General features: G+C 67.4%; 13 protein-coding genes. 2 read left to right on the top strand and 11 right to left on the bottom strand.

All coding sequences use genetic code 11. The features are described 5' to 3' along the window. Positions 1–81 precede the first annotated feature (81 nt). Positions 82–1,716 (top strand): WD40 repeat domain-containing protein, encoded by a 1,635-nt coding sequence (locus ACFWU9_RS17860; protein WP_384319309.1) that lies wholly within the window; start codon positions 82–84, stop codon positions 1,714–1,716. Between the two features lie 11 nt (positions 1,717–1,727). Here the strand turns inward: ACFWU9_RS17860 and ACFWU9_RS17855 are convergent, their stop codons facing one another. The 6 genes from ACFWU9_RS17855 to ACFWU9_RS17830 all read right to left on the bottom strand — a co-directional run bounded on the left by ACFWU9_RS17855 (position 1,728) and on the right by ACFWU9_RS17830 (position 7,057). Then, a complete protein-coding gene (locus ACFWU9_RS17855) occupies positions 1,728–2,591 on the bottom strand; it encodes a hypothetical protein (protein ID WP_384319307.1) in 864 nt (287 codons plus the stop codon). A 57-nt stretch (positions 2,592–2,648) separates the two neighbouring features. Continuing rightward, positions 2,649–3,176 (bottom strand): hypothetical protein, encoded by a 528-nt coding sequence (locus ACFWU9_RS17850; protein ID WP_384319305.1) that lies wholly within the window; start codon positions 3,174–3,176, stop codon positions 2,649–2,651. A gap of 149 nt (positions 3,177–3,325) precedes the next feature. Continuing rightward, the gene (locus ACFWU9_RS17845) at positions 3,326–4,183 is read right to left on the bottom strand and encodes a hypothetical protein (protein WP_384319303.1); all 858 of its coding nucleotides are present in this window, start codon (positions 4,181–4,183) and stop codon (positions 3,326–3,328) included. After that, positions 4,180–5,637 (bottom strand): tyrosine-type recombinase/integrase, encoded by a 1,458-nt coding sequence (locus tag ACFWU9_RS17840; RefSeq protein ID WP_384319301.1) that lies wholly within the window; start codon positions 5,635–5,637, stop codon positions 4,180–4,182. The genes ACFWU9_RS17845 and ACFWU9_RS17840 overlap by 4 nt, the downstream gene beginning before the upstream one ends. 68 nt (positions 5,638–5,705) lie before the next feature. Next, positions 5,706–6,335 (bottom strand): hypothetical protein, encoded by a 630-nt coding sequence (locus ACFWU9_RS17835; protein WP_384319299.1) that lies wholly within the window; start codon positions 6,333–6,335, stop codon positions 5,706–5,708. 269 nt (positions 6,336–6,604) lie between these two features. Then, positions 6,605–7,057, bottom strand: coding sequence for an NUDIX hydrolase (locus ACFWU9_RS17830; RefSeq protein WP_384319297.1), 453 nt, complete (start codon positions 7,055–7,057; stop codon positions 6,605–6,607). Between the two features lie 776 nt (positions 7,058–7,833). Between ACFWU9_RS17830 and ACFWU9_RS17825 the strand changes: the two genes are divergently transcribed. Continuing rightward, the gene (locus tag ACFWU9_RS17825; RefSeq protein ID WP_384319295.1) at positions 7,834–8,181 is read left to right on the top strand and encodes a DUF6233 domain-containing protein; all 348 of its coding nucleotides are present in this window, start codon (positions 7,834–7,836) and stop codon (positions 8,179–8,181) included. Between the two features lie 104 nt (positions 8,182–8,285). Here the strand turns inward: ACFWU9_RS17825 and ACFWU9_RS17820 are convergent, their stop codons facing one another. The 5 genes from ACFWU9_RS17820 to ACFWU9_RS17800 all read right to left on the bottom strand — a co-directional run bounded on the left by ACFWU9_RS17820 (position 8,286) and on the right by ACFWU9_RS17800 (position 12,150). Next, positions 8,286–9,311 (bottom strand): SpaA isopeptide-forming pilin-related protein, encoded by a 1,026-nt coding sequence (locus tag ACFWU9_RS17820; protein ID WP_384319293.1) that lies wholly within the window; start codon positions 9,309–9,311, stop codon positions 8,286–8,288. Between the two features lie 39 nt (positions 9,312–9,350). Beyond that, on the bottom strand, positions 9,351–10,145 hold the full coding sequence (locus tag ACFWU9_RS17815) for a DUF317 domain-containing protein (RefSeq protein WP_384319291.1): 795 nt from the start codon (positions 10,143–10,145) through the stop codon (positions 9,351–9,353). A gap of 67 nt (positions 10,146–10,212) precedes the next feature. Then, entirely contained in the window at positions 10,213–10,530 is a 318-nt protein-coding gene (locus ACFWU9_RS17810) for a hypothetical protein (RefSeq protein WP_384319289.1), read from the bottom strand. 204 nt (positions 10,531–10,734) lie between these two features. Further along, positions 10,735–11,613 carry a DUF317 domain-containing protein gene (locus ACFWU9_RS17805; RefSeq protein WP_384319287.1) on the bottom strand — a complete coding sequence of 293 codons (879 nt, stop codon included), beginning with the start codon at positions 11,611–11,613 and terminating at the stop codon, positions 10,735–10,737. A 24-nt stretch (positions 11,614–11,637) separates the two neighbouring features. Then, a complete protein-coding gene (locus ACFWU9_RS17800; protein ID WP_384319285.1) occupies positions 11,638–12,150 on the bottom strand; it encodes a DUF317 domain-containing protein in 513 nt (170 codons plus the stop codon). Positions 12,151–12,208 lie beyond the last annotated feature (58 nt).

Genomic DNA, 12,208 nt, shown 5'->3' with positions numbered 1-12,208 from the left:
CGCGTTGCAGTCAGTTGTACGGCGCCGCTTCTCCACTCTCAAACGTCTGCGAGTGCCAAGTCGGCTTGCTGGAGCTCATTGATGAGAACTGCCTGCACTCGCAGCCCGGGCCCAGCAAACTTGGCGGTATTTGACGCGAGTTGGCACTGCTGCGGTAGGAGCATCATGGCGATCCCAGAACCGGATGAGGCGTCTTGTCCTCCGGGTCCCAAACGAGATCTAGTCGAAGCGTTTCATGCTCTATACAGACAAGCCGGAACCCCTGGTACCCGCAGTATGTCCAGGATGATTGGTGAGGCAGATGAGTCGCGTGCTCCTGTCAGCCACGAGACGCTCGCCAAGTTGCTGCGCGGAGAGGCCGTGCCCTCCTGGGCTCGGCTGGAGGCTGCCGTCCGCTATCTCGCCAGCCTGTCGGTGCGCCGTCCAGATCCGGATGCGACAGTTACGAATTTCCACGCCCTCTGGGAAGCCGTCCAGCACGGTCTGTCCGGGTCCGTGGAAAGACCGACATCAGGATCAGTTACACACGATGCTTTTGTTGGCGTTGACGAACAGCGATATCAGCAAGACACTTCAGATCCCAAGCAGACAGCCGAGAGGGCGAATTCGGACCGAAATAACTCATCGGATCTGACAGGGACCGTCGAGCGACTGCAGGCTGAAATCTCTGAGCTTCGGCGACGACAAGAGCAATTTGCGAAGGGAGGACTGGCGACGCATGTTGTGTTGAATATTCTGCAACGAGGGTGCGGTTACCCGCTGGCTACCTTGACCGGTCACGCCAAATCGGTCACCGCGGTGGCATTTTCGTGCGACGGACGTTATTTGGCATCCGGCAGCAATGATCACGAGGTCCGACTCTGGGACACATCGACTCACAATCAGATCGATCTGCCTCTCAGGGGTCATGCGGGCAGGGTCACCTCCGTGTCGTTCTCACCCCAAGACAACGCGCTACTCAGCACAGCCGGGTACGACGGCACGATACGGCTATGGGACTGCGATACCAGACAGCAGCGCGGGCCTTCCATCAGCACCTCGACGGTTTGGTCGCTGGCGTTCTCACCCGATGGCGAGGTTCTGGCTACGGCCGTAGGGCCGCATACTAAGGTCGTGCTATGGAATGTTGAGACCCGCGAGCCCATTGGTGTGCCGCTGCCCACGAGGTTCAGCAAGCGAGGACCCGTCAGGATAGCTTTCTCACCCGATAGCAAAATGATCACTGCAACAGGCATGCCTTCGTCGCGCGTTGGCTTTTGGGAGTCCGCAACCCAACATGATATCGGAAATATGCTGCAAGGCCCCATGCATTACAGTAACCCACTGCGGTCTCTCCTGAACCGCGGTATTCCCGCAGGTTTTCATGCAATCGACTATTCACGTGACGGCTCATACGTTGCGACAGGCGGAGATGACTGGACCGTACGTCTTTGGAATCCCGTCACCCGTACACAGATAGGGAAACCCCTTACCGGACACGCCAGACGAATTACCGGCGTCGCATTTTCTAGCGAAGGACTGCTTGCCTCGGCGAGCCGGGATAAGACAGTTCGGCTATGGAACCCGATCACCCGCGAATGTATCGGGCATCCTCTCGTCGGACACACAAAGGCAGTCACAACCCTGGCGTTCTCGCCAGACGGTCGGATCCTAGCGACCGGCAGCGAAGACCAGACCGTGCGGCTGTGGGTCCTACCCGCTGTCGGCAAGAGATGACCGAATTCCACTTAAAATCCGACAGCCGCTGCCCATACGGTCCGGCGCGGGTCGAGGGCGTTACGACCTATCTCGGCGGCTGACGTCGGCGGCGTAGGCGGCCCAGTCTCCGCCTGATGCCTGTTGCCACTGGACCGCCACTTTGATGTGGACCCCGAGCATTCGGGCGAGGATCGCGGCGGGGACTTCGGTGGCGAGGGTGAACAGCGCGGTGGAGCGGTCCTGCTTGGGCCGGATCCCGATCTTGTGGAGGCGCTGACCGATCTGATCGTCGCCGAGGGGGCGTCCCGGCTGACCTCCGGGGAAGAGCCAGGGGGGTCCTCAGGGGTGCCGATCTTGGCCTTGCCGCGACGGGTCGCGATGAGCTCGCGGACCAGGCTGGCCAGGGGCGCGGGGAGGACGACCGGCGAGGTGCCGAACGTGATGGAGGCCGTGTCGCCGTCGAAGTCGACGTCACCGACGGTGAGTTGGCTGATGTTGGCGATCTTCTGTGCGTAGAGGATCAGCAGCAGTCCCGCGACGCGGTCCGGGGTCGGCAGGGTGTCGTCGTTGAGGAGGCGCCGGGCGTCCGCCCAGCGCTTCTCGCTGTCGATGGTGCTGAGCAGGCCTGTCCATCGGACGGTGCCGTAGGTCAGGTCGCGGGCGTGCCGGTGCTGTACCGACCAGCGGACGAAGTGGCCGGTCTCGTCGGGGTAGCTGACCGTGGGGTCGGCCATCCAGCGTTCCAGATCCGTCTGGGTGCAGGTCCCGATTGCGAGCCCTTCGCCGCCGAGCCAGTCGAGGAAGTTGTTCGCCGCGGTGACGTGGCAGCGCACATTCAGGTCCTGGAGCCGGGTGGTGCGGTCTTCACCGAGGCGGCGCCGGAGCCGGCGCATGTGGTGCCAGACCGCGTAGCCGTGCAGGATCCGGCGCTCTGCGAGGTCGGTGCGGGCCTAGACGGTCGTGTTGATCCTTTTCTCCAGGGCGACCAGCCGCTCATCGCGCGATGGCAGAGAGCCGGTCGCGACCAGGACACTGCGCAGGTGGGCCAGCACCTTGCCCGGGGGCAGTTCGTCGAGGACCTCGTGGGTAACGGGCCGCTCGTCGCGGCCTATGCGGTCCAGGAGATCACGGGCCTTGGAGCGGGAGACCCAGGCGAAGGCAACGTCGGGGCGCTCGGCGCTCGTCAACGCGTCGTGGAACGGGGCGAGTTCGGGGCGGATGGCCCCGGTGGCGTCGTCGAGGAGGTCGCGTACTCGCTGGTCGAGGACGCATCGCTGGCAAGGGCGGGTGCTGAGCTGCCAGGTGATGGTGCAGGCCGGGCAGCGGCCCCAGAAGTCCGGGTCGGGGTTGGTGCACTTCGCGCACAACGGCTCCTCCCAGGTTCCGCTGCGGGCCTGGGCGACGGTGCCGCAGCCGCTGCAGGCCACCCATCGCTGCTGGCAGCGGTCGCACCAGGGCTGGCCGGTAGCCCAGGACATGTCGCAGAGCGACGTCCGCCCGCAGATGCCGCACTCCGCGGTAATCCTCGGCCGGCAGTTCTGGCAGCGTGGGCCATCAGGCAGCCGGTTCGCGACGGGCTTGCGTCGGCCGCAGCCGACGCACTCCTCCAGATTCTCGGGCTGTCTGATCATGCAGTTCGGACACAGCGGTCGGCCATCGGCGTCGCGTTTGGCGGGTTCGCGCACGGCGCCGCAGCCGAAGCAGGGGACGGCCGCGTGGTGGGCGAAGCAGGCCCTGCAGATCCTCTTGCCGTCCAGCAGCTGGACAGCGCCTTCACTCCGTGGCAGCGCGGGCAGGCCGGTCGGACAACCTTGGTCGCCCCGGCCTTGACGAGCTCGTCGACGAACCGCAGGGCGGCCGGGGTGGGGGCTTCGTAACCGGCGCCGGTCAGCAGCTCGGGACGGGCGACGACGGCCCAGGCAAGGCGGCGCTGACCGGCGGGCCGGACGGTCGCTCGTCCGAGCGCGGCCAGGACCACGCCGTCGTCGAGGGCGGGATCGAGGCCCGTGACGAGTTCGGTGAGTTCCTGGAGCGGATCGCCGTCGGTGTCCGGGCAGTTCGCGCAGCGGGGCTCGCCGTGACGATCCCGGCTGACGACGCGTCGCTCTTCATGGCATCCCGCGCAGACGGCGGGCTTGTCGAAGCAGCGCGAACAGCCCCAGTGCCCACCTTTGCTGCTGCCGACGTAGCCGCATGCGCGGCCGCACTCCCCGCAGCGGGGCAGTGCGACGTTCTGGGCGCCGGCCTCGTTCAGGGCCACCAGCAGCTTCGCGACGCAGTAAGGCGCCGGTGGTCGCCCGGTCCGCAACAGCGACGGGTCGTCGTGTAGTGCCTGGGCGAGGCTGCGGCGGCCGGCTCGTGCGCGTACGACGGTGAGGACGATGTCACGGACACGCTCGGCGGGCAGGTGCCTTTCGACGTTCCCGATCAGCCGCACGACCAGGCCGACCGGATCCGCGATGACCTCCTCAGCCAGACCGGTCACCGGTCAACTCCGCTGATCCGGGCCCGCCGGGGCCGCAGATCACCGACTCCTTCGGAGGCCGAAGCCCCGCCTGCGGCGGCCTTCTTCGGCTTCGTCGCGGAGCCGGCCACGGCGATGGGCTCGATGAGGTCGTCCATGGTGCAGTCAAGGATGTCGAGCAAGGTCATGAGGATCTTCAGGCTCAGGCGTTCGGGCCGCTCGACGACGAGCCGGTAGACCTGGCTCGACGACAGGCTGATGCCGCGTTCCTTCAGCGGCGGGATGAGGTCGGTGGTGGAGAGCATCCCGCGGTCCGCCATGACCTTGCGCAGGTGCCAGTGGTAGTCGAGCTTGGCGGCCATCATCGGGTCCTTCCTCGTCAGACGTCGGCGAACGCCGGGGCCAGGGCCTTGCTCAGTGTTCATGAAGTCGTCGCTGACGTGCGTGTAGAGGGCCGTGGAGCTGTCGCACTCGTGACCGACTTGCTGCTGGATAAATCGCCTATCTACTCCGTCTTCGGTCAAGTGTGTGACGTAGGAATGGCGGATTGAGTGCGGAACTAGGCCTTTTGGAAGTTTTAGGGCATCGCTGTATGCCTCGAACCGGTCGTTAATAGAGCCGGGCTGCAGGCGTCCGCCGCGTTCGGTGATCCAGAGAGCCGGATGGTCGGGGAACCCGAAGCGCGGCCGGACGTTCTCGACATAGTCCGCGACCGCCTGGACGGCCCAGTCCATCACCGACAGCACGTTCCGACGCCTTGGTGGCTGGCCCTTCTTCGCCTTGCCGTAACGGACGTTGAGCGTGCCGTACCGGCCGAACTGGCGAGCCTTCGGGTTCCGCCCGAAGTCGACGACGTCCAGCTTGGATGTCTCGGTCCGGCGAAGTCCCCAGCCGTAGATGACCTTGAAGAGGGTGGCATCACGGTAGGCGGCGAGGGCTCCCTTGCGTTTGGACTTCACGGCCCGTGCGACCTGGTCGTCGGCGTAGTCGAGGAACCGCTGCAGTTCTTCGCGGGCGAACGGCCTCGCTTCCGGATCGCCCTCGTAATCCTGCAGGTGGGGAAGTGTGTTCCACTCGTGAGCGATGGACACCGGATAAGCGCCGAAGGCTTCTTCGCATGCCGGGCCCCAGCCGTAGCGGGCGTCGATGAGCAGCTCGGTGAACAGCCGAACCGTGCCCTGGTAGCTGCGGATTGTGGAGGGCGCTAGGTGCTTCTCGCTCGTCAGTGAGGCCGACCACTCGTCCATGTGGGCCGGCGTCCACTGCCACGGGTACTCGTTCGCGAAATCGAGGAACCGGCGGATCAATCGTTCCCTCGGGTCGATCGTCTCGTCCTTCAGACCCCGCGACTTCTGCTGAGCACGCCACCCACGCAGCATCGCGTCGAACATCGCGTCCTCCGGACGCAGCTGGACCACCCCGGAGACAAGCTCCATGCGAGCCGACCCAGCGAGGGCCACCTTCTGCTGATGCACCGCTCCAGACCATCCCTTCTGGAGGGCAGATCATGCATCAGACGGGATAATGTTGGCAACATGCCTGGTCAGGACGTCAGGTCGTAGTAGTGTCGGAGTCCGTCAGGCTCTATCCGCGAGCAGGCGACCTGCGACTTCTCGCTCATCTGATGCAATTCCCGAGGGTCGGCGTACCCCTCCGTGGTGACGACCGAGACGTGCTTAAGATGGATCTTGGCCGCCAGCACCCCGCCGGGCCGGTGCGCGAGCGCGAGGGCCAGCGTGCGGCGCAGCATCCGCCCGTTCACCGGGCCGTCAGGAATCGGGACGAGCCCGAGGCGCTGCCCGGTGGGGCCGTTCACCCACGTCCGGAACTGCCGGACGGCGTGGCTGATCACGGTCTTGTGGAAGGCGGAGTGGCTCGGGCCGGTGAGCTGTGCGGCGAGCTCGACGGCCCGGTACGCCTCCTCGATCACCGTCCAATGCTCGGTGACCGACCGGCGTTCATCGCGGTGCTTGACCAGCCGGCCGGACAGTACGAAGCGGGTCCGGCCACCGGGCAGTTCGGTCGGTGGCAGACAGGAGGCGGAGTCGAGTTCGAGCAATTCGCTCGACCGCATTCCGCTGACCGCCGCGGTCACCAGGAGGCAGGCATGGACCACGATCGCTCGCAGCGTCTGAACGTCTCCGAGGGACAGCGGTGCGGCTGTCCACGGCACGGGGCCAGCCAGCGTCCGGATCGGCCGATGGCACGAGCCGCAGGTCACGTCCGTACGGTTCGGCCACCCCGACCAGGGACACCGCGCGCTCGATGGCCGGGCGCACCTAGCGCAGCACGCTGGCGGTGATGGCCCGGGTGTTCAGCGTGAGCACCCACCGGCGACCACGTCCCACCCGATGCCAGGGGTCCGTAGCAGGGACGGCCGACGACGCGGTGCAACGCCGCAACCGGCTCACGTCACCTGCGCGGAGTCCGGGCCGATCCGCCCTACGTGCGCATAGTCGGGTGACGGTTCCTCGCCGGTGATCTCGCGCTGATGAAGATCGCGCAGGCCGAACAGATGCGCTCCGGTGGTTGCAGCGGCAGCCGGCGCAGCCGGTCCATCGCAACGAAAACGGGTTCGCGCCCCGCCTCGCACTCCTTCGGCTCACCCGTCACCGGGTCGGAGGGCATGAGTACGATCTCGACCAGATAGCGTCCGGTCTCCCGGTCATGGACGTCCAGGACGAACGCACAGTGCAACTCACCGACGAGCAGCCCCGTCTCCTCCCGCAGCTCACGGCGGGCACAGGCGATCAGGCCCTCATCGGGCCGAACATGACCTCCGGGCAGCTTCCACACCTCCCGGCCGTAGTCCTCACTACGCACCAGCAGCAGGCTCTCCCCCCGGAAGACGGCTACCGAGCAGCGTGTCTCCATCACGTGCGAAGCATCAGTCATCGACATGGCACTCCTCAACGCTTGAGGTCCCGCTAGGGGGGACACGTCCGCCCGGCCCGCGACGGAAGGCCAGGCGGACGGCTGGCCGCGATCCCCCCGTCTTCCAGCCTGCCGCCCGCACCATGCCGGGGCAAGCCGGAGGGATCACCCCCGGAGGCCCTCCGCCCGGCCCGCAGCGACACCTCCGGCGCCCGCCAGGGACAGCAAGTTCCACCCGCCGCGTAGAGGAATCCGGCCGCAGGCGCCAGAGCGGGCACAAGATGCCGACGACGGTGGTCACGACATCTGTCTCCTCCGACCGCCTGCACGATGCCGAGAAGGCCGAATCCGCTACCTAGCCGCTCGTCAGGCAAACCACGCAGCGAGACTATTCGAACAGGTGATCTAATGCAATGCAGGTATGGACGGTGCTCATATTCCTGATGATCTAGTTGCCGCGCAGCGGGCCTGGGACCGCGCCTACCTGGCGCTCGCGGAACCCAAACGTCGCGGAGGTACGACGGTGCTGCGGCGGCGGCTGATCAGGCTGCCGCGCAGATCTGGTGGCATCCGTACGGGTCGACGCCGGCATCCGGTCCTGCCGACCGGGTCGCTCTGCGCGGCCGGGCCCGGGAGCTGGAGTCCGGAAGGCTGTAGGTGAGCGGCGGGGCTGCGGATCATCGTGCCGGGCGCCATGCCGAGATCATGCTCGTGCTGCCCGATACGAGAAGGTCCGGGTCCGGCTGTACGAGAGGCAGGAGGCTGCGGAACGTTCACGATGACGCTATCTCATCGGTGTGCCGGCCTGGGTGACGACCCAGGCGGGCGTCGAGGCCGCCGAGTATTCGGTGTGGGTCACCGCCGACCAGCTCCGGCCGATCAGCGGCGTGGACCTGTCCACCGTCGTGACTTACAAGCTCCCCGCGAAGCCCCCGGCCGGTGCTTCGGGGTGGACGGTGGGGCCGGGTGAACGTCCAGGGCAGAGCACTGTTCATGACATGGCGTGCCGGAACGCTCCCCCGCTCGCGAGCGAGCTCACTACTCTGGAAGCCCTCGACGCTCTCGAACGGCCCGGCGCTCGCGCCTGCGAGCTGTGCGACGCCGCAGCGATTCTCGTACCCGCACTGGGACTGGGCAGCAGCTAGGACCGCCCGTCGAGGAACTGCCCATCCGTGCCGATCAACGAGCATGCGGAAGCCCCCGGAGTCGCGTGGACTCCGGGGGCAGGTGCGTAGTTGAGATGGGTCGGTCAGCCCTCCGTGGGGCTGGTTTCTTCGCCGGCGTTGTCCGTACGACGACGACATGCGACGGCAACTGCGGCTACGCCGGTGGCGAGCAGCAGTCCGCCTCCACCGACAAGCCACGGGGTGGCGTTCGCGCCAGTGTGGGCGAGTGCGCCTTCAGCCCCGGGCGAGGGAAGCGTGCTGCTGGGCTCGGGGTTGCCCGTGACCGGGGCGGTGGTGTCGCCGTCGGGGTGCGAGCCGGGCGGGGTGGGCGTGTTCTCGTTGTCGTCGGGTTCGCCGGGGGCGGGTGTGTCGGAGGGGTCGGGGGCCGGTGATGTGCCGGAACCGGTGCTGGTCTTGGCGTTGGTGACGGTCACAGTGACCGGGTCACCGGGTTTCGCGGTGAAGCTCCGTGAGGGTTTGTAGAGGTCGTAGCCGGCCGGTGCTTTGGTCTGCCGGACCCAGAAGTCCTGACCGGTACGGGCGTTGACGGGGAGGGGTGCGGTGGCGGTGCCGTTGGCCTTGGTGGTGAGGGTGAGGAGGGTGGTGGTGCCGGTGCCGATGTTGACCGTGGAGCCGGCCAGGAGCCGGCCGGTCTTGTCGTCCTTGGTCTTCAGGACGACGGTCGCGGGCTTGAACGGGTCGATGACCGTCACCGGGGTGGTGATGCCGGGGGTGATGACGACGTCCCGGTCGGGCACGGTGCCGTGCAGCGGGCTGCCGGAGGACGTTTCCTTCAGCCGGTAGACACCGGGGGCCAGGTCGTCGAAGGCGAGCCCACCGACCGCGTTGGTCGTGCCCCGCCCTGCCTCGTTTCCCGTGGTGTCGAGGAGGGCGAACGCGGCCCCTGACATGACATCGCCGCCGGGGTCCTTCTTGAGGATCCGGACACCACCGGTCTCTGCCTCGGTCGGTGTGTCCCTGGTGGGCGCGGATGTGGACGGAGTGGGTTCGGGGGTCTGGGCGGATGCGACCGGGGCCCAGAGCAGAGTGCCGGTCACGGCGGCGACGGCGGCTGCCGCGAGAGATGGTGCGAGGGGGCGGGTGAGCAAGTACGAACTCCTGAAGAGGCTTTGGGTGGGTGGCGAGGGTCAGCGGATCCGGCCCACGCCCGGTGAGGGCGGTGGGCCGGCGGGCGGTGTGCTCGGGGCCGGCTTGGGCACCGGTGTCGTGAGGTAGAGCTGGCGGCGGAACTGTGACGGGATGTCCGTCACCGTGCGGTCGACGGGCTCGGTGGAGATCAGCGAGGCGGTAAAAGCGGCGACGAGCGCGGTGGGTGTGCCGATGGAGAAGCGTGTCTGCCAGAGCGGCTCGCTGAGATATCCGCCCCAGGCACGCCACTCGGGCACGTCGGAACCGGTGCTCGCGTAGCGGTGCCGTATTCCGGCGAGTCCGTCCCAGCAGGTGAAGGTCTGCGTGCCGTCAGTCCTGACGCTGTGGCCCCAGCCCTGGGCGAACAGCGGCGCATACGCCTCATAGGCCGCCGGTGTCGTGTCCCCGGGCGCGTACAGATGGTCCCGGTCGCTGTGCAGGTCTTCGAGGTAGAGGTCGAGCAGCTCGGCGTGGACGCCGTGCAGCAGCTCGACGGGGTTGGTGGCGTCGAAGGTGATCTGCCAGGTTCTCGGGCCGAACGCGACGCGGCTCGCGGCGATGGTCCACGTCCCCGGGCCAGACGTGCCTGGTTCGGGGTGGAGATGAGTCCAAAGCCGTAGGCAGGGGCTGACGGCGAAGGCCACCCCGTTCTCGGACTGGTGCAGTGTCCAGTCCTCGTCGAAGGGGAAGGGCCAGACCGTACGGGGATCCGTGAGTCCGGGGCCGGCCAGGTGGCGGGGAAGAACCTGCACCGTCTGGGCGGGATCGAGATTCTTCAAAAGGTCGGGCGACACGAAAGGGCTCCTGCGGAACGGACACGAGGGCCACAGCCCACGGCGTCACGGAGATGACGAATTGCGCTCAGTGGGTCCGGCCACCGGCGCGGGGCGGGACGGGGAGCGTGTGGGCGGCGGGTCCCACGACCCGGCCAGGAACCGGTGGTCGCCCGGTGCTGCCGGGGAACCAAACCTCGGCGTACTGCTCGATCACCTGCCTCAGCTCGGCGCCGTCCGCGCCCTTCCACGGAGGGTCGCTGCGCTGGGTATGCCAGTCCCGGAAGGTGCTGTACCCGCTTCCACCGGGTGCGATGTCAAGCCGGGCGTCGCGGCGGGCGAACGTGTGGTGATCGGCGAAGGACAGGATCGTCGTGCCGATCGCACCCTGCTCGGCGTGGACCACCGCCAGGCGCAGTCCGCCGTACTCGCCGTGCGTGATGGTGGAGGCGAAGTCGATCCTGAGCCTCAGCGGTGAGCCAGTGTCGAAGGTGCGTAAAAGGCATCCCCCACGACCGTTCCGTCGAAGAGAAGTTGAAGGACATCGTCGAAGAACTGCTGTGTATGCAGGGGCAAGAGGCTCTCTCCCTCAAGGGTTCGGCGTACGGGTTCAGCGGCGTGCGTCGGGCAGGACCGGGCGGCTGGTGGTACTCCAGCGCGGAATGCTCGACACGGGCAGGGCGGCCGGGCGGCGGGAAGCGGCGCGCCGGACATCGAGCGGCGTCGGAGCCGGAGGGCGAGGCGGGACGATCGGGGTGAGACGGGCCAGGCCACGGACGTGGCTGAAGGTCGCCTCCCGCCAGCGGGGCAGCGGCGCCGGGTCCGAGACGCACTCGGTGACCGCGGTGAGCAGGGGCATGGGTGTGTCAGTGCTGGCGGTGGCGTACCAGGCGGGGCGGTCGACGGACTCCCCTGCACACAGGTGCCAGCGGGCGTCGCGGGTCGTCAGCTCCGCTTCGGGGTCGAGATTGCCGGTGGTGAATTCCAGGCAGGCCAGCTTGTCGGGCGAGCGGATGGCGAAGACGTTCCAGCGGGGGTACTCGAACTGCCAGCCGCGGTCGATGAGCGGTACGACCGCGAGGAACGGGTCACGGCCCGCGTGGCCGAGGTCGGGCGGCGCGAGGTAGGCGCCCGACCCCTGCTCGTACGCCTTAGCGAGGGTGGTGGTGAAGGCCGTGACGAACTCGGTCGGACTGGAGTCGCTGAAGCACACTCCCCATACCGGCGGCGCGAAGAGGTCGTTGTAGGCGTTGATGCGCCACAGTCCGTCGTCTTCTCCCTCGGGCAGGTAGCCAAGGCGGACTTTCCGGTCAGGTGCGATGACGTACACGTTAGCGAGGTCGTCGTACCGCAGCTCCCAGCCGAGCGCCAGCAGGGATGCGAGACCGGGGTCGCCGGTCGCGGTGGCGGCGGCGAGATGACGCGGGGAGACGAACACATCCCCGTCGAGTTCGGTCTCGGAGGGTTGTGGCGTTTCAGGTTGGCGCATAGATGTCCAGGGTTGGCGCGGTGGTCAGAGGCGGCGGTCGGCGCTCTGGCCAGGGCCGGCGGGCGGACTTACGGAAGCCGTCACCACGGCTTCGGACCGGCCCGACGCGGGTACGGGCTCGGTCACCAGGTACGAGCGAAGGTCCTTGGGCAGCGTGCCGGCCCTGCGGTATACCGGCGTCGTGTCGGCCAGGGAGTTTGTGAAAGCGACGACCAGGGCATGGGGCACGTGCTTGCTGAACTGGGCGCTCCACCGGCAGATACCGGTCGTGTCGGGAAAAACGCTCAGGCTCCAGGCGAGTGCCCCGTTGTGAGGCCGACGGTGGCCGGTCACCGCGGCGAGACGGTCGGGAGAGGTGAACGTCCGCTTGCCGCGTTCGTCGACGGTGTGGCTCCAGCGGGCGTTGAGCAGCGGCAGATAGACGGCGGTGGCACTGGTCAGGGAGTTGAGGGATCCGGTGGCATTACCTTGGCGAGGGTGTGGTGGAAGTCGGTGAGCAGCTCGGCCGGTGTCTCGGCGCTCCAGGATGCGGTCCACCAGGGCGCGGCCAGTGCATCCTCGTAGAAGGCCTCTGCCAGCCTCCGTCCGTCGAGTT

The organism is Streptomyces sp. NPDC058653, assembly GCF_042716895.1.
Classification (GTDB): domain Bacteria; phylum Actinomycetota; class Actinomycetes; order Streptomycetales; family Streptomycetaceae; genus Streptomyces.
The sequence above is the reverse complement of the archived record's forward strand: the minus strand, read 5'-3'. Positions and strand labels throughout refer to the sequence as shown.